The sequence below is a fragment of the Nitrospirota bacterium genome, from assembly GCA_040757595.1.
Lineage (GTDB): Bacteria > Nitrospirota > Nitrospiria > Nitrospirales > Nitrospiraceae > JBFLWP01.
Genome location: JBFLWP010000001.1, coordinates 1 through 20,245, shown reverse-complemented (window position 1 = coordinate 20,245; position 20,245 = coordinate 1). Strand labels below are relative to the sequence as shown.

25 protein-coding genes and 1 pseudogene are annotated in these 20,245 nt (G+C 63.5%); 24 read left to right on the top strand and 2 right to left on the bottom strand.

Annotation, left to right across the window (positions count from 1 at the left end; genetic code table 11):
- Nucleotides 1-37 precede the first annotated feature (37 nt).
- The 8 genes from purB to AB1411_00095 all read left to right on the top strand — a co-directional run bounded on the left by purB (nucleotide 38) and on the right by AB1411_00095 (nucleotide 4,947).
- On the top strand, nucleotides 38-1,357 hold the full coding sequence (gene purB, locus AB1411_00130; protein MEW6542002.1) for an adenylosuccinate lyase: 1,320 nt from the start codon (nucleotides 38-40) through the stop codon (nucleotides 1,355-1,357).
- A gap of 4 nt (nucleotides 1,358-1,361) precedes the next feature.
- On the top strand, nucleotides 1,362-2,066 hold the full coding sequence (purC, locus tag AB1411_00125; protein MEW6542001.1) for a phosphoribosylaminoimidazolesuccinocarboxamide synthase: 705 nt from the start codon (nucleotides 1,362-1,364) through the stop codon (nucleotides 2,064-2,066).
- The gene (locus AB1411_00120; protein MEW6542000.1) at nucleotides 2,053-2,304 is read left to right on the top strand and encodes a hypothetical protein; all 252 of its coding nucleotides are present in this window, start codon (nucleotides 2,053-2,055) and stop codon (nucleotides 2,302-2,304) included. The genes purC and AB1411_00120 overlap by 14 nt, the downstream gene beginning before the upstream one ends.
- Nucleotides 2,301-2,543, top strand: a complete 243-nt coding sequence (purS, locus tag AB1411_00115; protein ID MEW6541999.1) for a phosphoribosylformylglycinamidine synthase subunit PurS — start codon at nucleotides 2,301-2,303, stop codon at nucleotides 2,541-2,543. Before AB1411_00120 ends, purS begins: the two co-directional genes overlap by 4 nt.
- 78 nt (nucleotides 2,544-2,621) lie before the next feature.
- Nucleotides 2,622-3,347, top strand: a complete 726-nt coding sequence (gene purQ, locus AB1411_00110; protein MEW6541998.1) for a phosphoribosylformylglycinamidine synthase subunit PurQ — start codon at nucleotides 2,622-2,624, stop codon at nucleotides 3,345-3,347.
- A 51-nt stretch (nucleotides 3,348-3,398) separates the two neighbouring features.
- Nucleotides 3,399-3,713: a hypothetical protein gene (locus tag AB1411_00105; GenBank protein MEW6541997.1), complete on the top strand. Its 315-nt coding sequence runs from the start codon at nucleotides 3,399-3,401 to the stop codon at nucleotides 3,711-3,713.
- Complete coding sequence (locus AB1411_00100) at nucleotides 3,695-3,895, top strand: DUF2283 domain-containing protein (GenBank protein ID MEW6541996.1); 201 nt, start codon at nucleotides 3,695-3,697, stop codon at nucleotides 3,893-3,895. The genes AB1411_00105 and AB1411_00100 overlap by 19 nt, the downstream gene beginning before the upstream one ends.
- Nucleotides 3,896-3,963: 68 nt before the next feature.
- Nucleotides 3,964-4,947, top strand: coding sequence for a M23 family metallopeptidase (locus AB1411_00095; GenBank protein ID MEW6541995.1), 984 nt, complete (start codon nucleotides 3,964-3,966; stop codon nucleotides 4,945-4,947).
- 164 nt (nucleotides 4,948-5,111) lie between these two features.
- Here AB1411_00095 and AB1411_00090 read toward each other — a convergent pair whose 3' ends face one another.
- Complete coding sequence (locus AB1411_00090; GenBank protein MEW6541994.1) at nucleotides 5,112-6,413, bottom strand: IS1380 family transposase; 1,302 nt, start codon at nucleotides 6,411-6,413, stop codon at nucleotides 5,112-5,114.
- 935 nt (nucleotides 6,414-7,348) lie between these two features.
- Here AB1411_00090 and AB1411_00085 point away from each other — a divergent pair.
- From AB1411_00085 to AB1411_00010, 16 genes and pseudogenes are all read left to right on the top strand, one after another.
- A pseudogene (locus AB1411_00085) lies at nucleotides 7,349-7,678 on the top strand (DNA methyltransferase).
- Nucleotides 7,679-7,801: 123 nt separating this feature from the next.
- Entirely contained in the window at nucleotides 7,802-8,620 is an 819-nt protein-coding gene (locus tag AB1411_00080; protein ID MEW6541993.1) for a hypothetical protein, read from the top strand.
- Between the two features lie 71 nt (nucleotides 8,621-8,691).
- A complete protein-coding gene (locus AB1411_00075; protein MEW6541992.1) occupies nucleotides 8,692-8,913 on the top strand; it encodes a hypothetical protein in 222 nt (73 codons plus the stop codon).
- Between the two features lie 12 nt (nucleotides 8,914-8,925).
- Nucleotides 8,926-9,141, top strand: coding sequence for a DUF433 domain-containing protein (locus AB1411_00070; GenBank protein MEW6541991.1), 216 nt, complete (start codon nucleotides 8,926-8,928; stop codon nucleotides 9,139-9,141).
- Between the two features lie 17 nt (nucleotides 9,142-9,158).
- Entirely contained in the window at nucleotides 9,159-9,422 is a 264-nt protein-coding gene (locus AB1411_00065) for a DUF4258 domain-containing protein (protein ID MEW6541990.1), read from the top strand.
- A complete protein-coding gene (locus AB1411_00060; protein MEW6541989.1) occupies nucleotides 9,419-9,619 on the top strand; it encodes a DUF2283 domain-containing protein in 201 nt (66 codons plus the stop codon). Before AB1411_00065 ends, AB1411_00060 begins: the two co-directional genes overlap by 4 nt.
- Nucleotides 9,620-9,773: 154 nt before the next feature.
- Entirely contained in the window at nucleotides 9,774-12,047 is a 2,274-nt protein-coding gene (gene purL, locus AB1411_00055) for a phosphoribosylformylglycinamidine synthase subunit PurL (protein MEW6541988.1), read from the top strand.
- 72 nt (nucleotides 12,048-12,119) lie between these two features.
- Nucleotides 12,120-13,526 (top strand): amidophosphoribosyltransferase, encoded by a 1,407-nt coding sequence (gene purF / locus AB1411_00050; protein ID MEW6541987.1) that lies wholly within the window; start codon nucleotides 12,120-12,122, stop codon nucleotides 13,524-13,526.
- A 262-nt stretch (nucleotides 13,527-13,788) separates the two neighbouring features.
- Nucleotides 13,789-14,322: a TlpA disulfide reductase family protein gene (locus AB1411_00045; protein ID MEW6541986.1), complete on the top strand. Its 534-nt coding sequence runs from the start codon at nucleotides 13,789-13,791 to the stop codon at nucleotides 14,320-14,322.
- A 19-nt stretch (nucleotides 14,323-14,341) separates the two neighbouring features.
- The gene (locus AB1411_00040; GenBank protein ID MEW6541985.1) at nucleotides 14,342-14,581 is read left to right on the top strand and encodes a hypothetical protein; all 240 of its coding nucleotides are present in this window, start codon (nucleotides 14,342-14,344) and stop codon (nucleotides 14,579-14,581) included.
- 115 nt (nucleotides 14,582-14,696) lie between these two features.
- Nucleotides 14,697-15,293: a hypothetical protein gene (locus AB1411_00035; GenBank protein ID MEW6541984.1), complete on the top strand. Its 597-nt coding sequence runs from the start codon at nucleotides 14,697-14,699 to the stop codon at nucleotides 15,291-15,293.
- Nucleotides 15,294-15,298: 5 nt separating this feature from the next.
- The gene (locus AB1411_00030) at nucleotides 15,299-16,129 is read left to right on the top strand and encodes a tetratricopeptide repeat protein (protein ID MEW6541983.1); all 831 of its coding nucleotides are present in this window, start codon (nucleotides 15,299-15,301) and stop codon (nucleotides 16,127-16,129) included.
- Complete coding sequence (locus AB1411_00025; protein ID MEW6541982.1) at nucleotides 16,126-16,554, top strand: hypothetical protein; 429 nt, start codon at nucleotides 16,126-16,128, stop codon at nucleotides 16,552-16,554. The genes AB1411_00030 and AB1411_00025 overlap by 4 nt, the downstream gene beginning before the upstream one ends.
- Nucleotides 16,555-16,657: 103 nt before the next feature.
- Nucleotides 16,658-17,770 carry an aldo/keto reductase gene (locus AB1411_00020; GenBank protein MEW6541981.1) on the top strand — a complete coding sequence of 371 codons (1,113 nt, stop codon included), beginning with the start codon at nucleotides 16,658-16,660 and terminating at the stop codon, nucleotides 17,768-17,770.
- On the top strand, nucleotides 17,767-18,852 hold the full coding sequence (locus AB1411_00015) for a class I SAM-dependent methyltransferase (GenBank protein MEW6541980.1): 1,086 nt from the start codon (nucleotides 17,767-17,769) through the stop codon (nucleotides 18,850-18,852). The genes AB1411_00020 and AB1411_00015 overlap by 4 nt, the downstream gene beginning before the upstream one ends.
- A gap of 379 nt (nucleotides 18,853-19,231) precedes the next feature.
- Nucleotides 19,232-19,633, top strand: a complete 402-nt coding sequence (locus AB1411_00010) for a DUF393 domain-containing protein (GenBank protein ID MEW6541979.1) — start codon at nucleotides 19,232-19,234, stop codon at nucleotides 19,631-19,633.
- A gap of 47 nt (nucleotides 19,634-19,680) precedes the next feature.
- Here the strand turns inward: AB1411_00010 and AB1411_00005 are convergent.
- A partial coding sequence (locus AB1411_00005; protein ID MEW6541978.1) for a putative molybdenum carrier protein occupies nucleotides 19,681-20,245 on the bottom strand: 565 nt, incomplete at its 5' end.

The following is a 20,245-nucleotide window of genomic DNA, read 5'->3' as shown; positions in this document are numbered from 1 at the left end:
TAGCCTCGTGCCTCGCACCCCGCACCTTGAGGCTTATATGATCGAGCGTTACACCCGGCCGCAGATGCAGGCGATCTGGGAGCTGCAGCACAAGTATGAGATCTGGCTCCAGGTCGAATTGCTCGCCTGCGAGGCGCTGGAGCGGGCCGGCAAGGTGCCTCGCGGCGTCACGGCCCGCATCAGGAAGAAGGCCAGGATCAACCCGGGCCGGATCGCGGCGATCGAGAAGGTCGTCAAGCACGACGTGATCGCCTTTCTGGAGTCGCTCGCCGAGCCGGTTGGGAAGGAAGCCCGGTTCCTCCACATGGGCCTGACCTCCTCCGACATCGTGGACACCTCCCTGGCTGTCCAGATGGTCGAGGCCCTGGACCTCATCCTGGCCGACCTGGAAGCCCTCCTGGAAGTGCTCAAGCGGCGGGCGTTCGAGCACCGGGACACGGTCATGGTCGGCCGCTCCCACGGCATCCACGGGGAGCCGGTCTCCTTCGGGTTCAAGCTGGCCATCTGGTACGAGGAGATGAAGCGTCACCGGGCGCGCCTCGCGGTCGTGCGGGGGGAGGTGGCGGTCGGGAAGCTCTCCGGCGCGATGGGCACCTTCGCGCACCAGGGGCCGGAGGTGGAGGCCTACGTCTGCAAGAAGCTTGGCCTGACGCCCGATCCCGTGTCCAGCCAGGTGGTCCAGCGGGACCGGCACGCGGCCTATCTCGCGGGCCTGGCCCTGCTCGCGGCCAGCATCGAGAAGGTTGCGACGGAGATCCGCCACCTGCAGCGGACCGAGGTGCTGGAGGCGGAGGAATATTTCTCGGCCGGCCAGAAGGGCTCCTCGGCCATGCCCCACAAGCGGAACCCGATCGCCTCCGAGAACCTCTGCGGGCTGGCGCGGGTGGTGCGGGCCAACAGCCTGGCCGCGATGGAGAACGTGGCCCTCTGGCACGAGCGGGACATCAGCCACTCCTCCGTCGAGCGGGTGATCCTGCCGGACAGCACGATCCTCCTGGATTACATGCTCGCCCGGCTGACCGAGATCATCCGGACGTTGCTGGTCTACCCCTCCCGCATGAAGCAGAACCTGGACCTCACCGGCGGGCTCATCTATTCCCAGCGGCTGTTGCTCGAGCTGGTGGACCGGGGTGCCCAGCGGAAGGAGGCCTACGAGGCGGTGCAGCGCTGCGCGATGGAGGCCTGGAAGGGCCGGGCCGGCTTCCAGGACCTGGTCGGCAAGGACCCGCTGGTCACCAGGTACCTCACGCCAGCCCAGGTCCAGGCCTGCTTCGACCCCAAGTACTACCTCCGACACCTGGGCACGATCTACCGGCGGGTGTTCGGAAGCAGCGCGAAACGCAAGCGGCGGGGCTAAGACCATGACGAAGGGCGCGCTCATCTACGAAGGCAAGGCCAAGAAGCTCTTCGCCACGGACCGGCCCGACCGCGTCATCCAGTATTTCAAGGACGACGCGACCGCCTTCAACGCCCAGAAGCGCGGGACGATCGTCGAGAAGGGCGTTGTCAACAACCGGGTCTCCGAGCGTCTGTTCCGGCTGCTGGAGGAGGGAGGGGTCCCGACCCACTTCGTCGAGCGGCTGAGCGATCGCGAGATGCTCACCAAAAAGGTCACGATCGTCCCGATCGAGGTGGTGGTCCGGAACGTCGTGGCCGGCAGCCTGGCGAAGCGGCTGGGGCTCACGGAAGGGGAGAAGATCGAGCCGCCGGTCGTCGAGTACTATTACAAGAACGACGCGCTGGGCGATCCGCTGATCACCGACGAGCACATCCGGCTCATGAAGCTGGCCGATCCGTCCCTGGTCGCGGACATCAAGGCCCGGGCGCTCCAGATCAACAGGCTCCTGGTGCCGTTCTTCCAGCAGCGGGGCCTGGTGCTCGTGGACTTCAAGCTGGAGTTCGGCCTGCACGACGGCAAGCTGGTCCTGGCGGACGAGATTTCGCCGGACACCTGCCGGTTCTGGGACCAGAAGACCAGGGAGTCCATGGACAAGGACCGGTTCCGGAAGGATTTGGGCAAGATCGAGGAGGCCTACCAGGAGGTGCTCCGCCGTGTCTGTGCCTGAGCCGGCCCCGGAGCGACGGACGATCGCGCAGCGCCTGATGGACTATGGGCTGATCGCGGCCATCCTCGTCTGGGCGTCGGCCGTGGCCCTCATGGCCTATCACACGCCGGACCCGGTGTGGCGCTGGTCATTCGCGGCCCTGTCGTTCGCGGGACTGGGGACGATCGGAGGGATTCTCTGGGTGCGACGGTACATCGGCAGCCTGACCGAGACGTCGAAACGGGAGCGGCAATCGTGAGAGCCAAGATTCACGTCACCTTGAAGCCTGGCATACTGGACCCGCAGGGGAAGGCGATCGAGCATGCGCTGGAGACCCTGGGGTTCGCCAACGCGGGCAACGTGCGGATGGGCAAGTACCTGGAGCTGGACCTCGAAGAGGAGGACAAGGCCAAGGCCGAGGCGCAGGTCAAGGCCATGTGCGAGAAGCTCCTGGCCAACACGATCATCGAAGAATACCGGTTTGAACTGACACAGTGAGTTTTGAGTGTTGAATTTTGAGTTTTTAGTTAAGGGCGGCCTAACTCAAAACTAAAAACTCAAAACTTAAAACTACCCATGAATTTCGGCGTCGTCGTCTTTCCCGGAAGCAACTGCGACCATGATTGCGTCCACGTGCTCGGCTCGGTCCTGGGCCAGACCGTGCGGGAGATCTGGCACAAGGACACGGACCTGGCCGGGCTCGACGCGGTGATCCTCCCCGGCGGCTTCTCCTACGGCGACTACCTCCGCACCGGCGCCATTGCCCGGTTCTCGCCGGTCATGGGCGCGGTCAAGAAGTTCGTGGACGCAGGCGGCATGGTCCTCGGCATCTGCAACGGCTTCCAGATTCTCCTGGAGGCCGGCCTGCTGCCCGGGGCCATGCTCCGCAACCGGTCCCTCTCCTTCATCTGCAAGGACGTGCACGTGCGGGTGGAGAACGCGGCCACGCCCTTCACGGGCCGGTGCGAGCCGGGGCAGGTGCTCAAGATTCCCATCGCCCATGCGGACGGCAACTACTACACGGACGACGTCACCCTCTCCCAACTGAAAGCCAACGCTCAGGTGGTCTTCCGCTACTGTACGCCGGACGGGGAAGTCGCGGACGAGGCCAACCCCAACGGCTCGCTTGACTGCATCGCCGGCATCAGGAACGCGGCCGGCAACGTGCTCGGCATGATGCCGCACCCGGAACGGTGCGCCGAGGCGGTCCTGGGCAACGACGACGGACGGCTGATCTTCCTCTCCATGCTTGACGCGCTGAAGAAGGCCAAGCTCCAACCGAAGACGGTTTTAACTGGGTAGCGCAGCCGGTCTGAAAGTCCCAATGGCCTTGGTGCTCCGAGCGGGAGAGCGGTGAAAGTTCTCCGTGACTATCAGGGGCTATCCATCCGGTTGACCGATGAGCGGCTCGCGCACATTCTCGAACATCCGGAGATGGCCGGGCGTGAGCGGGCGATCGAGGAAACCTTGCTCGGTCCGCACACGGTCATGGAATCCCTGAGCGATCCGCAGTCGAGGCTCTATTACCGCTTCTATTTCGGGACGAAGGTCGGCGACAAATACCTGTGCGTAGTGGTCAAGATCGCGGAGGCGGACGCCTTTGTACTCACGGCCTATCTCACGGACACGATCAAGAAGGGAGTGCAACTATGGCCGAGAGGAAAGTGAAAATCTGGTACGACCCGGAGGGAGACTATCTGGAAGTGCTCTTTGACCAGAAGCCGGGGTATTTCCGGGAGACCAGCAACGACCTGGTTATGGAAAAGGTGGACGAAGCCGGCAATGTGATCGGGTTTTCAGTGCTCAAAGTGAGCTCCCTGAAGCGGGTTCCGCTGGAGGTTGCTCTCTGAGCACGGTGGGACGAAGGGCCTCCGCGACGGCCTTCGATTGGCTTAGGAAGCCGGCTGTTGTTCTGTGGTTGAGCCTGTGCCTTGCGGTTCCCAACGCCTCTGCCGCCTCGAATCCGGTCGAAGCGGAGGGCCTGGGGCTGCCGCTCGCCTGCACCCTCGGCGAGACCTGCTGGGCGGCCAACTACGTGGACATGGACCCCTCCGCAGAGGCGCAGGACTTCCGCTGCGGCAAACGGACCTACAACGGACATGACGGGACCGACTTCGCGATCCGGGACCTGGCGGTGATGGCCAAGGGGGTGCCGGTCGTGGCGAGCGCGCCGGGTGTCGTGAAGAACGTCCGGGACGGGATGGAGGACGTGGCGCTCACGGATGCGGCTTCTCGCGCCAGGATCAAGGGGAAGGAGTGCGGGAACGGGGTGCTGGTCGAGCACGGGGAAGGCTGGGAAACCCAATATTGCCACCTGCGGAAGGGCAGCGTCGTGGTCAGGGCCAACGAGCGGGTGCAGGCTGGCCAGCAACTGGGGCTCGTGGGCCTGTCCGGTCAGACGGAGTTTCCCCACGCACACCTGACCGTGCGGCACAACGGCCTGGCGGTGGACCCCTTCACGGGACGGACGGTGGGCTCCGGTTGCGGGTTTGCGGGGACCATGTTGTGGCGGACGTCCGCGCCGGTGCCCTATGAGGAGGTGGCGCTCTACAACGCCGGCTTCGCCAGCAGCAAGCCGAGCGTCGAGATGATCCGGAGCGGCTTGCGGGAAGACGGGCCGTTCCCGGCGACCGCCCCGGCCCTGGTTCTCTGGGTGGACCTGTTCGGCGTCCAGGCCGGCGACAGGCTCCGGTTTCGGATCACCGGCCCTGATGGGAAGGCGGTGCTGGAAGAAGAGGAGCAGATCGAGAAGACCCAGGCGCGCCGCTTCGTCTACGTCGGCAAGCGCCGCAAGGATAAATCCTGGACCACCGGCGCCTACACGGGCCTCGTGACCCTGACCCGCGCCGCCGAGGGCAAAGAACTCAGTCGCGAAGTCACCAGAACGGTGGCGGTGCGTTAAAGAGGCGCTGATGCGCCCAATGCCAGGTAAGGACATGGCCAACCGCTCCGGCGCCTCTGACACCGGCCAGGCGGGTGCCTGGCTGTTGGAGTTCTTCGGGCAGCGATATTTCAAAGAGTGTGCACTGAGAGTTGAACCTGAATCCGGCGTGAAAAGTGATGGTTTCACAGTTTGAGATGTTCGATCCTCTGCATGGCGTACTCCCATGCCGCCTGCCTGGTTCCGCTAGCTGGTAGAGCGAGCCGCGGGCGATTGCCAGTTCGAAGAAGCTGGGCGGGCATGAGCAGGATTTTGTTCCGCAACGTCTGCAACGTGGCGCGCTGAAATTCCTCTGGTAAGCACAACCGCCGGAACCAGTTGACCAGATTGTAGGCGAGCAGGAGCAGATGGAAGTAGGTCTCGTTGGCAAAGAAGTGGCGGGTTGGGATGTTGCCCATCGCGTAATCCCCTTTGAGCTGTTTGATGAGCAGCTCGACCCCGGCGCGGTCGTTGTAGAACCGCCAGAGGTTGAGGGGACGCAAGGGGCGATTCGTGACCAGGACCTGATAGTGATACCGGCCGAGTTTGAAGAGCGTCAACTGATCCGTCGGTTCCTCGGGCTGGAGCCGTCGGACGACGACGAACCGGTAGAGACGGGGCCAATGGGTCGGTTGGTAGCGAAACTCGGCAACCTCGATGCCACGACTGGGGCTAGTGTATCGCAGGTGCGGCAGCTTGCGTTTGATGGGCGCCGTCAGCCGGGCGACGATCACGAAACGAGCCCGCCGCGCTTCGAGCCACTCGACCAGCGTGTGGTCGTAGAACCCTTTGTCCGCGCGGACAATCGTCAACCGGACGCCAGCCGGGATCTTCGCAAAACACGCCGCGAGCAGGTCGCGCGTGCCCGTCGCGGTATGGGCATCGCCCGCGCGCAATTCGCCGTGCCAGAAGTCCTTGCTCTGGCCCTCGAAGCACAACAGGGGATGATAGGAAGACCGCCCGCGCTTGATGGGGTTGTAGCCAATGCGGGCCCCCTCCTGCTTGCCATAGACCACCAAGACGGTGGAGTCGACATCGAAGATCAGCCGCGAGGGGCGCCGGGGCTGACTCAGCATGCGGCGGAGTACGCGATCGTGCAAGGCCCGCAACCGCTGCAGGCCGCCAGGGGCAACCCGCAGCAGGAAGCGACGGAGCGTGGTCGCCTCGGGATAGCTTGGCAGCCCGGTCAGGTACTGAAAGACGCCGTTCTGCCGCAGGAGTTGAGTGGTCTCGATCCGTTCGAGTCCGAGGATCATCGGGTCGAGCACGGCCAGAAACATCTCGCCAGCGCTGTAACGATTGTTGCGTTGCACAAGGCGGATGTCCTGCGCGAGCGCGTGTTTGAAGCCGATGCGGGTGAGAAACCGATGAAGAAGGTACACGCCGCCATAGTGAGTCAGCGTCTCCGCACCAAAAGTAATACGCAGTGTACGGGGTCCTTTGGGCATCCCGCTGAACCTTACCTAATAGGTAGGGTTCAGTGCAACGGCATAACTTCGTGCACATCCGCGTCGCTAGCAGCGTCCAATAACTTGCGATCAACGCTTCGCGCATGATTCAGGTTGAAGAGAAGGAGGAGAGGACCTGAACGCCAAAGGAAATGATGTCCAGTATCTTGCTCTTGTAGTCGATGCGGTAAGGGTTTGCGCGAAGTATCGACCACGGCTGGGGCATGGTCGAAAGGGTGGTTTCTCCCTCTCAGATTTTCAGGCTCTATATCGCGCCGATCCCTTTTATGCGTGGTTCGGGTTGGATTCGCCTCTTATGTATGCTGCTCACAAGGCGGCAGGTGGAATGACATCGGTGTACCGCCAAATTGGAATCGGCTGCCAGTGGCTATTCAATCAGATCCTGCGTGACCACCTTGGCCTTTCAGAGGCTGATGCGAACTGGTCATATACTGTACCGGGGAGTGAAGGACGTAAAAGGACCTTATCCCTTGACGCGCGAATCCCTATTGCACAAATCCCTGACCGCATCAAACGCGACCGTGTTGAAACATGGCTCTCTCGTGCGGCAGGTCATCTCGCTTTAAACGCTCAGACGAGACGTTCCTTGAACGGGGCAGTATTCGAGGTGAGACAGGGATATAAAAGCAAAGATTCAAAGCGGCAAAACGCTGATGTTGCTAACGCCTCGAATGCATACGCCTTCCATTATTTGCCCATTGTAGGACTGCTGTCCACGCAAATCGACTCCGATGTTGCCGAGCGGTATCAGCGTGCTCGCTGGCTCGTTCTGAGAGGTACAACAACGGGCTCTGATCTCACGAGCACATATGTTTTCATGCGAGATATTGTGGGATATGATTTGGCTCGGTTTTTCAGGCGGAACTCAACGACGTTAAGGAGAGAGGTCGAAAGTGTGTTAAGGAGTCTCCTTCGTGAAAAATGAGAGAACTCTTCTGCTCTTCGAAGATATAGCGTCTAGAACAGTTCCGCTTGGCCGGAGAGAACACTTAACCTTCAAAGGTAACGAGGGGCAAGGTCGGCACGGTTGGCTTCGACTTACTCCTGCCTATTCTTTACAGTTGGTCCAACGACTTGTCTCGGAACTGCGCGACACTGACTTAGTTTTGGATCCATTCTGTGGGACTGGAACAACAGCGCTAGTCTGCTCTCAAGCCGGATTGAGATGTCATACGGTTGACATCAACCCGTTTTTAGTCTGGCTGGCTCGTGCGAAGTGCACTACTTACAGCGAGAGCGACATTTCACGGGCGAGATTGTTTTTGCGCAGAGCGTGCCAAAGCAGGACCTGTCGATCCAAGGAGGGCCATTGGGTTCCAGACCTACATGAGATTGAAAAGTGGTGGAATAAGTCTGACCTTGCAACGTTGGCGCACCTCTTCGGTTTGCTCTCTTCATCTTCTCTGTCGGAGTCGGTCAAGAATTTGCTCAGGATTGCTTTTTGTCGTGCTGCGATTCAGGTTGCAAACGTGAGTTTCGGTCATCAATCAATGTCCTTTCGTAAGCGGACTCACAGCTCCGCGCTGTTTGAAGATGACTTCGTGCCCTCCCTTGGCCCATTGTTTTGGAGAGTGTTTGAAGAAGTTGCTGCCTCTGCCCGTGTTCCTGCAGGCAGTGGCAGCATTAAGGTGCACCTAGGGGACTCAAGGAACTTGATCGAGGTGCTGCCGCGCCGTGACTTTACCGCAGTTATTACCTCTCCGCCCTACCCTAATCGCATGAGCTATATCCGTGAGTTGCGGCCTTACATGTATTGGCTTGGATACCTTAAGTCTGGAAGGCAGGCCGGCGAGCTTGACTGGCAGGCTATCGGCGGTACGTGGGGTTGTGCGACGAGTAACCTCATGAAGTGGAAGCCAAACAAGTCCGTTATTATTCCCGATCGGGATTTCGACGCGATGATCGAGAAGATTCGAGGTCATAGCGAAGTCCTAGCCAGATACGTCCATAAATACTTTGAAGATGCGGTCCTGCATGTGTACTCGTTGCGGAGGGTGTTGGCATCAGGTGCGGCGGTCTTTTATGTGGTTGGTAACTCAAAGTTTTATGATGTTATGGTTCCTGTTGAGAGTATATATGCTGAGATATTTCGCTCTGCCGGATTTCATCGTACTTCAATAGAGAAGATTCGTAAGCGGACTTCCAAGAAGGAGCTTTATGAATATGTGGTGTCAGCGATAGCATGAAATTCTGGGGCGGGAGCCGAACCTGACCGAGCTGGGCATGTTCTCGATCCGTTGGCAATGGGATGTCTCACATGAAACCAAAAGTCATCGAGTGGGATGGGAGTCATCTTCCAAAGGAATTGAGAGAGCTGCCGCAGGGCCGTTATTCGATCGAGCCGATGGAGCCGCCTGAAACCCTCAGCGAGGACGAGGAGCAGGGGATTCTGGCAGGTCTTGAGGAACTGGATGCGGGTAGAGGCATTCCGGTGGACGATGTGGTTCGTGAAATTCGGACCCATTCGTCCAAGAATTGAGAGGTGACGGCTATGGAAATCTTTCCCGGCATCTCGATGGACCCGAATGTTCGCTTCGGCAAGCCGTGTCTGGCCGGCACGCGGATTGATGTCGCCACCGTGGTTGGCGCGCTGGCTGCTGGCGAACCCTTTGAATCGGTGCAGGAGGCCTATCAGCTTCGCCGCGAGCAGGTGCTGGCCGGTCTGAGCTACATGCGCATATTCTTTCGTACCTGCCGCCCGCGGTGAAAGTCTGACCTTACGGTATGCCGGAAGACTTTCCCTATGCGTTGACGGCTCATGCCGCAAAGGTGATTGCCGAGCGCGAAATATCGAAAGACTGGGTCGTCCTAGTTCTTGAGCACCCTGTACGAACTGAGCCAGACCGTGTAGACGCAGGACTTCGTCACTCATTGGCCCCCATCCCCGAATTTGGCAACAGAGTGTTGAGGGTGATCTATAATCCCACTGTCAGCCCTTGGCTTATTGTCAGCGTCTACTTCGATCGAACCCAGCGAGGCCGACTATGAAAGTGCATTTTGATGAAAAGGCCGATGCGATCTACCTGCGCCTGGATGACTCCAAGATTATCGAGTCTGAGGAGGTGGAGCCCGGCGTCGTGCTGGACTATAACGAGCAGAATCAGGTTGTCGGTGTGGAAATCCTCAGGGTCAAGAGCCGGGTACCGCTTGCGAACCTCAAGCAGATGGAGTTCGAGGTTCTCTAGCTCTGGACGTTGCGCCTATGCGCAAGACTTATAAGCGGAAGCGGCGGGCTTGCGGGCTGTGCAAGCCCCACAAGAGAGGCTGGGTCGCCCGCTGGAAAGTGAAGGAGGCAGCCAAGTTGCGCTCCATGGATCAGGAAATCAGACGACAGGCCTTATGAAAGCTGCAGATCAGCCGATCACCAACGACCTCATCGCGCAGCATGGGCTGTCGGACGAGGAGTACAAGAAGATCGTCGAGATTCTGGGGCGGGAGCCAAACCTGACCGAGCTGGGCATGTTCTCGGTCATGTGGTCGGAGCACTGCTCCTACAAGAGCTCCCGCGTCCACCTGAGAAAGCTGCCGACGACCGGGCTGCGGGTGGTCCAGGGGCCGGGGGAGAATGCCGGCGCGGTGGACATCGGGGACGGGCTCTGCGCGGTCTTCAAGATGGAGTCGCACAACCACCCCTCCTTCATCGAGCCCTATCAAGGGGCGGCGACCGGGGTGGGCGGCATCCTGCGGGACATCTTCACGATGGGGGCGCGCCCGATTGCGCTGCTCGATTCGCTCCGCTTCGGCTCGCTGGAGCAGGCCAAGAACCGGCACCTGTTCAAGGGCGTGGTGGCGGGGATTGCCGGCTACGGCAATTGCATCGGGGTGCCGACGGTGGGCGGCGAGGTCGTCTTCAACGACATCTATGCGCTCAACCCGCTCGTGAACGTCTTCTGCCTGGGCATCGCGCGGAAGGACCGGCTGTTCAAGGGCAAGGCCTCGGGGATCGGGAATCCCGTCATCTACGTCGGCTCGAAGACGGGGCGGGACGGCATCCACGGGGCGACGATGGCCTCGGACGCCTTCGACGAGACCTCCGAGTCCAAGCGGCCGACCGTGCAGGTGGGCGATCCCTTCACGGAGAAGCTGCTTTTGGAAGCCTGTCTGGAATTGATGGAGAAGGACCTGCTCGTCGGCATCCAGGACATGGGGGCGGCGGGGCTGACCTCCTCCTCCTGCGAGATGGCCTCGCGGGGTGGGACGGGGATTGACCTGGACCTCACACAGGTGCCGCGGCGCGAGCCGGGCATGATCCCCTACGAGATCATGCTCTCCGAATCGCAGGAGCGGATGCTGATGATCGCCAAGGAAGGCCGTGAGGAGGAAGTTCTCGCCATCTGCCGCAAGTGGGACCTGGACTCGGCGGTGGTCGGGCGGGTGACGGGGGACGGAGTCCTGCGGGTGCGGGACAAGGGACAGCAAGGCGAGAAGGTCGTCGTGGCGGAGATTCCGGCCCGAGCCTTGGCGGAGGACGGGCCCCGCTACGAGCGGCCCCATGCGCCGCCCACCTATCAGGAGCACCTCCAGTCGCTCAACCTCGATCTCCTGCCGGACGTGAAGGACGCGACGGCTGTCCTCCTGTCGCTGCTGGAATCCCCCACGATCGCGAGCAAACGGTGGGTGTACCAGCAGTACGACCACATGGTGCGGACGAACACGCTCGTCCGGCCCGGCTCGGATGCGGCGGTCGTGCGGGTGAAGGGAACGGACAAGGCCCTGGCCCTGACCGTGGACTGCAACGGCCGGTATTGCCTGCTGCACCCCTACGTCGGGGCGACGATCGCGGTGGCCGAGGCGGCGCGCAATCTCGTCTGCTCCGGCGCCGAGCCGATCGGGCTGACCGATTGTCTGAACTTCGGCAACCCCGAGCGGCCGGACATCATGTGGCAGTTCGTCCTGGCGATCGAGGGGATCAAGGACGCCTGCGAGGCCTTCGGGGTTCCCGTCGTCAGCGGGAACGTCAGCTTCTACAACGAGACCAACGGGCTCTCGATCTATCCGACGCCGATGCTCGGCATGGTCGGTCTGATCGAGCCGGCGGACCGGGCGATGACCCAGTGGTTCAAGGAGGCAGGCGACGCGATCCTCCTCCTGGGCGAGACGGGGGAGGACCTGGGCGGGACGGAATATCTGAGCGTGGTCCACCATCGGGAGCAGGGGGCCCCGCCGACGCTCAACTTGGAGACGGAAAAGAGGATGCAGGTCTGCGTGCTCAAGTTGATCCGCGAGGGCCTGGTCAAGTCGGCGCATGACTGTTCCGATGGAGGACTGGCTGTAGCGCTGGCTGAATCCTGTGTGTCCGCTCCTGCTCAAACACTCGGTGCTGTGGTACGATTGAAGGCGAACGGGCTCAGGCGGGACGCCCTCCTGTTCGGGGAGAGTCAGTCGCGGGTGATCCTCTCGGTCGGCCCGGCCCAGCGGGACAAGGTGCTCAAGCTGGCCGGAGAATTGGGCGTGCCCGCGGAGGCGATCGGGACGGTGGGAGGCGACCGCCTCATCGTAGAGGTGGAGGCGGACCGGAAGGGGCCGGCCTGCCGGATTGACGCGGATGTGGCCCGGCTCCATGACTTCTGGGCGAACGGCTTGGAACGGTCGCTCGAACCTCGTGAAGCGTGAAGCGCAAAATATGGAAGATCGAGCCCTTTTGCACGTGACGCAGCACGCTTCACGAACGACGAGATGCGCTTTATGATGCTGACCACCCCCGACAAATTCCACGAGGAGTGCGCGGTCTTCGGCATCTACGGCCACCGTGAGGCGGCCAACCTGACCTACCTGGGCCTCTACGCGCTCCAGCACCGGGGGCAGGAGGGCTCCGGCATCGTGTCCTCCGACGGGGAGCAATTCCACGTCGAGAAGGGCATGGGGCTCGTCGCCGACATCTACACCAAGCCGGTGATCAAGCGGCTGCCCGGCCACGTGGCCATCGGCCACAACCGCTATTCGACAGCGGGCGGCAGCAACCTCAAGAACGTCCAGCCGCTGACCGTCAACTTCGCGCTCGGCAACCTGGCCCTGGCCCACAACGGCAACCTCATCAACGCGCAGATGCTCCGGAACGAACTGGAGGCCTACGGGGCGATCTTCCAGTCCACCTCGGACAGCGAGGTCATGATCCACCTGATCGCCCAGTCCCGCGCCGACTCGCTCCTGTCCCGCGTGATTGACGCGCTGAGCCAGGTGCGCGGCGCCTTCTCGGTGGTGATCCTGACGGACCAGGGCATCGTCGCGGCCCGCGATCCCTGGGGGTTCCGGCCCCTCTGCCTGGGCCGGCTGCGGGAGGCCTGGCTGGTGGCCTCGGAGACCTGCGCCTTCGACCTGATCGGGGCCGAGTACGTGCGGGAGATCGAGCCGGGCGAGCTGGTCGTCCTGAACCAGGAGGGGGTGACTTCCTACAAGCCCTTCGCGAGGGCCAAGCCGGCCCAGTGCGTGTTCGAGTACATCTACTTCGCCCGGCCGGACAGCCGCATCTTCGGGAACCACGCGGTCTACCTGACCCGCAAGGCCCTGGGCCGGCAACTGGCCAAGGAGGCCTGGGTGGACGCGGACATCGTGATCCCGGTCCCGGACTCGGGCGTGCCGGCGGCGCTGGGCTTCTCGGAGGGCGCCGGCATTCCGTTCGAGAACGGGCTCATCCGGAACCACTATGTGGGACGGACCTTCATCGAGCCGGAGCAGCGCATCCGCCACTTCGGGGTGAAGATCAAGCTGAACGCGGTGCAGGAGGTGCTGAGCGGGAAGCGGGTGGTGGTCGTGGACGACTCGATCGTGCGGGGAACGACCAGCCGCAAGATCGTCAAGATGCTGCGGCACGCCGGCGCGAAGGAAGTCCACATGCGGATCAGCTCGCCCCCGATCCTCTCGCCCTGCTTCTACGGCATCGACACCCCGACCAAGAAGGAGCTGATCGGCTCCAGCCACTCGGTCCAGGAGATCCGAAAGTACATCACGGCCGACAGCCTGGCCTACCTGAGCCTGGACGGGATGCTCAAGGCTGCGCCCGGCTCCCCCGACCTCTACTGCAACGCCTGCTTCACCGAACGCTATCCCATCCCCTTCACGAAAGCGGAAGAGCTGCAGCTCGGGCTCTTCTAACCGTCTGCCGAGGAGCGTCGCTCGTCTTTCGTCTCTCGTGAGGGAGGGACTGGATTTCCCATCCCACGCTTCACGAACGACGAGCGACGATTGGCGCGTTTACTCCCCTGTTGCCCCTCAAAATTTCGCCGTGCTACCATAGCTCTCCGACGGAGCATATGGCACATAGCTGATGGCCAGTCGCTCAGGAATTATCTGCTTTGGGTTCTACTGCCATTCGCCATATGCCATAAGCTCTTTGTTGCCATTGAGGGAGGCTGTCATGAAACGGATCATCGTGATGCTGCTGGCGCCGGTTCTGCTCGCCGCGCTCGCGGCGACGGTGTCGGCCAAGAGCTTCTTCAAGGTCGGCGAGAAGGCCCCGACCTTCACCCTGACCTCGGTCGCCGGCGAGACCGTCTCGCTGGACAGCCTGAAGGGCAAGGTGGTCGTGCTCGGGTTGTTCCATATCTGCGAGCCCTGTCTGATGCAGGGGACCAACCTGCAGAAGGTGTACGAGGCCACCAGAGGCAAGGACGTGGCGGTCGTGGGGGTGAATTCGTCCGGCAATTCCAAGAAGGCCATCCTCGAATTCCTCTCCCAGTTTCCGGTCAAGGTGACCTATCCGTACCTCGTGGACCCGGAGAAGGTCACGGACAAGCTCTACGGCGGGGGCCGGTTCATCCCGAACGTCTACATCATTGACCGGGACGGGGTGATCCGCTGGCAGCGGGTCGGCAACATGGACCTGGCCGGCCCGGACGTGATCCTCGCGGAGGTGGACAAGCTGCTGGCCGGTACGCCGTCGAGGATGTAGCAGGAAGGGAGCCGCCGACGTGGATGAAATCGAGGCTGGCAAGCAGAAGTTCCTGGAGTTGGTGAAGGACGTTGACGCGGCCGTGCAGGTCGTGATTCCCGTGACTCCCTCCAACAGCTTGTTCCTGATCTCCCTCACCAAGGGCTCCAACCGCAAGTTCATCACGATCCCCGAGGACGACATCATGGACCTGCCGAACGAGGACGACATCCGGATCAAAGTCGCGAAGGTCGTCAAAGACGCCGTCGCCTCTCTTTAGAAGACGTGAAACGTGAGACGTTCGACGTGAGACGAAGGACACAGAAATCCGTATCCTGCATCTTGTGTAGCTATTAGCTATACGCCATAGGCCATAAGCCATACGCTCTTCTCTTATGAAGCAACTGTTCCCCGGCATCTGGCAGTGGTCCTGGTTCTCGGAGGAGAAGCAGCTCGACTTCAACGGGCTGTTCCTCACCGTCGGGGAGCACCGCGTCCTCGTGGACCCTCCGCCCATGACCGCCGAGGTGAAGACGGAGATCAAGCGGCGCGGCCCGGTGGACTATCTCGTCCTGACCAACCGCGACCACGAGCGGGAGGCCGCGGCCTGCCGGACCGAGTTCGGCTGCAAAGTCATGGTCCCGGAAGCGGACGCGCCTGAAATGACGATCAAGGCCGACCGGACCTACAAAGACGGGGAGTTGCTGCCGGGCGGCATCTGGGTCGTCCGGCTCCAGGACCAGAAGTCGCGCGGGGAGTCGGCGCTCTTGATCCAGCAGGGGAAGGGCGTCCTGATCGTGGGGGACGCGCTGATCGGGAAGCCGCCCGGCACGCTCAGGCTCCTGCCCCAGGAAAAATACGCCGACCCGGCCAAGGCGAAGGACGGCCTGCGCCGCCTGCTCAAGCTCGACTTCGACGCGATCCTCGTCGGGGACGGCGCTTCGGTCCTCACCGGCGCGAAGCCGGCGGTCGAACAAGCCCTCCGCGCCTGACCTCCATGCTGTCCACGCAATCAGAGCAGCTCAACCGGCAGGGCAACGACCACTTCTCGCGCGGCTTCTACACGGAGGCCTACGTCTGCTACGTGCAGGCGCTGGAATGCGACCGGCTCAGCGGGGACCGGCGGGCGATGGCGGCCACGCTCGGCAACCTCGGCAACATCTGCGCCGTGAGCGGCAGGCGGGAGCAGGCCCTGGCCTATTACCAGGAGGTGCTGGAGCTCCAGAAGATCCTGGGCGACGAGCGGGGCATCGGCACGACGCTGGCCAACCTGGGCAACCTGCGCGCCGACGCCGGCGAGTGGGAACGGGCCAAGGCCTACTATCTGGAGGCGCTGGACCTGATGCGGCGCACCGGGGACGAGATGGGCATGGCGGTGCTCTATTCGGACCTCGGGCTCGTGGCCCGCGAGACCGGCCAGTACGAGGAGGCCATGCGGCACTATGAGCAGTCGCTGACCTTCATGCGCCGGCTCGGCAACCACGCGGGCATGGCCGACGCCTGGCGCATGATGGCCCGGACCTACCTGACTCAGGACCGGCCGGAGGAGGCCCTGGCCTGCTGCCGGACGAGCCTGGCCCTGGCCGAGCGGGTGCGGGACGACCTGCGGGTCGGCGGCGCCTGGTATCTGATGACCCATTGCTACGAGCAACTGGGCCGGCTCAGGGAGGCGGTGGAGCTGCTGGAGCGGGTCGTGCGCGTGGATCAGAAGTACCATCTGCCCAAGCTGGAGGAGAATGCCAAACGGCTGGAGGCCCTGAAGGCCAGGCTCGCGCACGGAGCCGCGGCCGAGCCGGCCTCTTCCCGGGCCTCGGAGCGGCCGGCATGAGCGGCGCGCCTGCGGTCGGATGGGAGGAGACGAGGGCCAGGCTCCGCAAAAGCGAGCCGGGCTTCTACGAGCTGGAGCCGGGCGGAGCCCTGGCGCTGCAATTGGCCGACGGGGAGTGGATGCTGGAGCTCACGCCGGACGGGCGCCTGATCTGCCAGACCGGCATGGATCTGGACGACGTGAAGAGCCTCCTTTCCGGCGGGACCCCCGAGGACCTGAACACGGACGAGCTGGCCAAACAGGCGAAGTACTACCTCCAGCCGGTCGTTTCCAAGGTCAGGAGGCGGCTCCTGGAGGCGGGGTTTGAAGAGGCCGTGGAGATGAACGGGGAGTACGTGGCCGCGACGTTCCAGCGGCCGGTGGACTTGGCGAAGCCGGACGACGTGGTGCAGACGGTCCGCTGGTGCCGCGATCAAATCATGTGAAGGGTGAACGGTGACGAGTGATGGGTGGTGAAGAGCTGCGGAGGATCAAGCACGTTTTGAACCTGTCACCCATCACCGATCACCCATCACGCGGGTGAAGCATATGCCAGTTGAGGGACATGCGACGGCGGAGGGGACCAGGCGGTACCGGGACCGGATGGTGGCCGGGAACGTCGCCCACGCCGGGCATTTCCGGGAGGGATTCGACGGGCTGACCCTCTCTTCCGTCGGGCTCGGCACCTACCTGGGCGGCCACGACGAGGGCACGGACTCCCTCTACCTGGCCGCCGTCAAGCAGGCGGTTGCGTCGGGCTGCAACGTCTTCGACAGCGCGATCAACTACCGCTGCCAGCGGAGCGAGCGCGTGATCGGCCGGGCCCTGGCCGAGCTGATCGGCGGCGGGCTCTGCCGCCGCGACGAAGTGGTGATCGCGACCAAGGGCGGGTTCATCCCCTTCGACGGGGCGCCGCCGGACGACACCGACGCCTATCTCCAAAAGACCTTCGTCATGCCGGGCGTCATCCAGTCCTCGGACATCGTCGCGGACTGCCACTGCATGACGCCGGGCTACCTGCGCCACCAGCTCCAGGCGAGCCTGGCGAACCTGGGCTTGGCCTGTCTGGACGTGTACTATCTGCACAATCCGGAAACCCAGCTCGATGCGGTGTCGCAAGCCGAGTTCCTCAAACGTCTGCGCGCGGCCTTCGAGGTGTTCGAGGAGGCGGTGGCTCAGGGCAAGATCCGCTGGTACGGAACCGCGACCTGGAGCGGGTATCGGACCCGCCCGAACTCGCGCGGGCACCTGTCGTTGGAGACGCTCGTCCGGCTCGCCGAAGAGGTGGGCGGCAAGGGCCATCGGTTCAAAGTGATCCAACTGCCGTTCAACCTCGGCATGCCTGAGGCCCTGGCCCAGCAGACGCAGATGCTTCACGGCAAACCGGTCAGCCTGCTCGAAGCGGCCAAGGTGCTCGACGTGTACGTCATGGCCAGCGCGACCATGCTCCAGGGCCAGCTCACCCGAAGCCTGCCGCGAGAGATGCGGGAGGTCCTCGGCGACGGGAGCGACGCGCAGCGGGCGATCCAGTTCGCCCGCTCCACGCCCGGCCTGGGCACGGCCCTGGTCGGCATGAAGCAGACCGCGCACGTGAAGGACAATCTCGCCGTGGCCGGCCGGCCTCCTCTGGCTCTGGACCAGTTCACGCGGCTCTTCTCATGAGGGGCCGGCGCGTCTGGACCGGCGTCATCCGCACCTTCGACCAGTTCCGGGACGCGATTTCTTCGTTCCGGCTCCCCCGCGTCTTGATCACGGCCCTGGAGCTGAACCTCTTTGCCGCCGTGGGTGACCGGGCCTGGACGGTTCCGGCCCTGGCCAGGCGCCTGAAGGTCAACGAGCGGGGCCTCGACATCCTCTGCCGGAACCTGGCCAGCGCCGGCCTCCTGGTGAAGCGGGGGGACCGCTACCGGAACGGGACCCTGGCGAGGACGGAGCTCAACTCCCGCCACCCCGATTTTCGTGGCGCCTACCTCGAGCTGATTCGCAGCCATTGGGACGAGTGGTCCCAATTGACCACCAGCGTCCGAACCGGCCGGCCGGTCGAGCACGAGGATCCGGACGAGCCGGCCTACCGGCGCCGGTTCTCCTGGGCGATGCACCAGCGCTCGATTCGGGCCGCGGCCGAGGTCGCGGCCCAGGTCAAGCTGGACGGAGCAGGGACCCTGCTCGACCTGGGCGGCGGGCCGGGCACCTATGCGCTGGCGTTTCTGGCGCGCAATCCCCGGCTCCGCGCCACGGTCTGCGACCGGGCGCCGGCGCTCGAGGTGGCCAGGGAGATCGCGGCGACCCACAGGCACGGCAGGCGACTGGCCTACCTCCCGCTGGACTTCATGAAGCAGGCCGTGCCGGGCCGGTACGACGTCATCTGGTACTCGAACGTCCTGCACATCTACTCGCCGGAGGAGAACCGGCGGCTCTTCCGCCGGCTGGCCAGCGCGCTCAACCCGGGCGGACGCCTGCTCATCCAGGACATCTTTCTGCTGGATCGGGAGGGGCTCTATCCGGCTGAAGCCAACCTGTTCGCCGCCACGATGCTGCTGTTCACGGAGGGGGGCAACACCTACGGCCTGCGTGAGACCGCAACCTGGCTGAGGGAAACCGGCTTCGCGCAGGTCAGGCCGATCAAGCTGAAGGAAGGGACGGGGGATTGGGAGGGGGATCTGCTCGAGGCACGTCTGACCCGGCGCCAGCAGGACCGACGTTCAGGAACCCGCGCCCGCCGAACAGGATCAGGAGCCCGTTAAGCAAGCCCGTCAGCCCGCTCATCACGATCTGGTTGCGTAGATCACCGGCGAGCGTCTCGGCGTGACTCAGGAGCTGGACGACAGTCGAGATGTCCAGGGCCAGGCCGATCGTGCCGTAGATCACGCCGCCCATCAGGGCCCAACGCGCCCCAGCCAGCAGGAACCCACCCAGGAGGAGCGGCAGGCCAAACAGGTAGCCCTCCCAGGCCAGCCGGTTCAGCAGCGTCGTGTGTGCGGCCGTCCCTTGGGTTATCCGTGCTACAAGGGCCAGCAGGAAGAGGGCCAGGAGCAGGACCGCCATGACCCGATGGGCCGACATGGCCGGCATGATAGCGGACCGCTGCGGCCCGGACAATCGCCTTGCGCGGGCCTCAGCCCAGTGCTAGCGTACCGTCGGATCGCCATGGCGCAGGAGCCGAGAGAGCGACAGCGGGAGCGGGTCCTGATCTACGATGGGGAGTGCCGCCTCTGCGTGACCGCTAAGGAAGGGCTGGAGCGGATGGGGGCGGACCGGGACGTCCGCTTCGTGCCCTATCAGAGCGACGAGGCGGCGGCCCGGCTCGGCGCCGACTACAAGCCGGGCCGCCCGGACGTGGCCTTTCTGGTCGAGCGGGACGGGCGCATCAGCCGCGGACTCGACGCCTTCCTGCCTTTGCTGCCCGGGCTGAGGAGCGGGAAGGTCTGGCTCGCGCTGCTCAAGATTCCCTTCGTGCGTCCGCTCGCCCTGCTCGTCTATCGTCTCGTCGCCCGCTATCGGTATCGCTTGTTCGGCCAGGTGTAGGCGGGCAGTGAGCCCGTCGAACCAGGCGCCGTCGAAGCGTCGAAGGGTCAATGAGCGGACAGGAGCTGGCGGAGGAACGTGGCAGCCCGGTCGTAGATGCCCGGACACTTGCTCTCGCGCGGGCCGGCCACGTTCAGGACGCGGATCTGGTGCGTGATCGCCCAGGTCTTGACCGTCGCGGCGGACGGGTGGTCGTCCAGGTCCAGCACCAGGCTAGGCTTCCGCAACCGTTCGGCCACCTGCACGGTGAAGGCCGTGCCCTCCGTCGGGGGGCCGACGGTCAGCACGAGCGTCCCGTCCGAGTCGCGGACGTTCCATTCCGTCCGCTGCGCATAGTCGTCGGACGGGGTTTCCTCGAGCGGGTACCGTTTGGGAACGCGGCCGCCCTCCGCCTTGCGTCCTTTGGGACACCAGCCGCCGCAGGGAATTCCGAGCTGGAGAGCCACGTCCAGCGCCGCCCGGTCCACGCCCGTCTGCCCGCCCGAGACGATCTTCTCGACCATCCAGTCCTCTCCGTCCTTCCAGGGCCGAGCATAGCCAGGGCCGTCAAGCTGGTCAATCGGCGCCTCTCTCCGGGCCGGTTGCCATGTAAGCTCCCCCGCATCTGAGACA

What these genes read in the sequence shown, in the direction of transcription:
- purB (MEW6542002.1), top strand. Translation starts at nt 38, where the DNA reads ATGATCGAGCGTTACACCCGGCCGCAGATGCAGGCGATCTGGGAGCTG.
- purC (MEW6542001.1), top strand. Translation starts at nt 1,362, where the DNA reads ATGACGAAGGGCGCGCTCATCTACGAAGGCAAGGCCAAGAAGCTCTTC.
- purQ (MEW6541998.1), top strand. Translation starts at nt 2,622, where the DNA reads ATGAATTTCGGCGTCGTCGTCTTTCCCGGAAGCAACTGCGACCATGAT.
- AB1411_00100 (MEW6541996.1), top strand. Translation starts at nt 3,695, where the DNA reads ATGGCCGAGAGGAAAGTGAAAATCTGGTACGACCCGGAGGGAGACTAT.
- AB1411_00090 (MEW6541994.1), bottom strand. Translation starts at nt 6,413, where the DNA reads ATGCCCAAAGGACCCCGTACACTGCGTATTACTTTTGGTGCGGAGACG.
- AB1411_00075 (MEW6541992.1), top strand. Translation starts at nt 8,692, where the DNA reads ATGAAACCAAAAGTCATCGAGTGGGATGGGAGTCATCTTCCAAAGGAA.
- AB1411_00070 (MEW6541991.1), top strand. Translation starts at nt 8,926, where the DNA reads ATGGAAATCTTTCCCGGCATCTCGATGGACCCGAATGTTCGCTTCGGC.
- AB1411_00065 (MEW6541990.1), top strand. Translation starts at nt 9,159, where the DNA reads ATGCCGGAAGACTTTCCCTATGCGTTGACGGCTCATGCCGCAAAGGTG.
- AB1411_00060 (MEW6541989.1), top strand. Translation starts at nt 9,419, where the DNA reads ATGAAAGTGCATTTTGATGAAAAGGCCGATGCGATCTACCTGCGCCTG.
- purL (MEW6541988.1), top strand. Translation starts at nt 9,774, where the DNA reads ATGAAAGCTGCAGATCAGCCGATCACCAACGACCTCATCGCGCAGCAT.
- purF (MEW6541987.1), top strand. Translation starts at nt 12,120, where the DNA reads ATGATGCTGACCACCCCCGACAAATTCCACGAGGAGTGCGCGGTCTTC.
- AB1411_00045 (MEW6541986.1), top strand. Translation starts at nt 13,789, where the DNA reads ATGAAACGGATCATCGTGATGCTGCTGGCGCCGGTTCTGCTCGCCGCG.
- AB1411_00035 (MEW6541984.1), top strand. Translation starts at nt 14,697, where the DNA reads ATGAAGCAACTGTTCCCCGGCATCTGGCAGTGGTCCTGGTTCTCGGAG.
- AB1411_00030 (MEW6541983.1), top strand. Translation starts at nt 15,299, where the DNA reads ATGCTGTCCACGCAATCAGAGCAGCTCAACCGGCAGGGCAACGACCAC.
- AB1411_00025 (MEW6541982.1), top strand. Translation starts at nt 16,126, where the DNA reads ATGAGCGGCGCGCCTGCGGTCGGATGGGAGGAGACGAGGGCCAGGCTC.
- AB1411_00020 (MEW6541981.1), top strand. Translation starts at nt 16,658, where the DNA reads ATGCCAGTTGAGGGACATGCGACGGCGGAGGGGACCAGGCGGTACCGG.
- AB1411_00015 (MEW6541980.1), top strand. Translation starts at nt 17,767, where the DNA reads ATGAGGGGCCGGCGCGTCTGGACCGGCGTCATCCGCACCTTCGACCAG.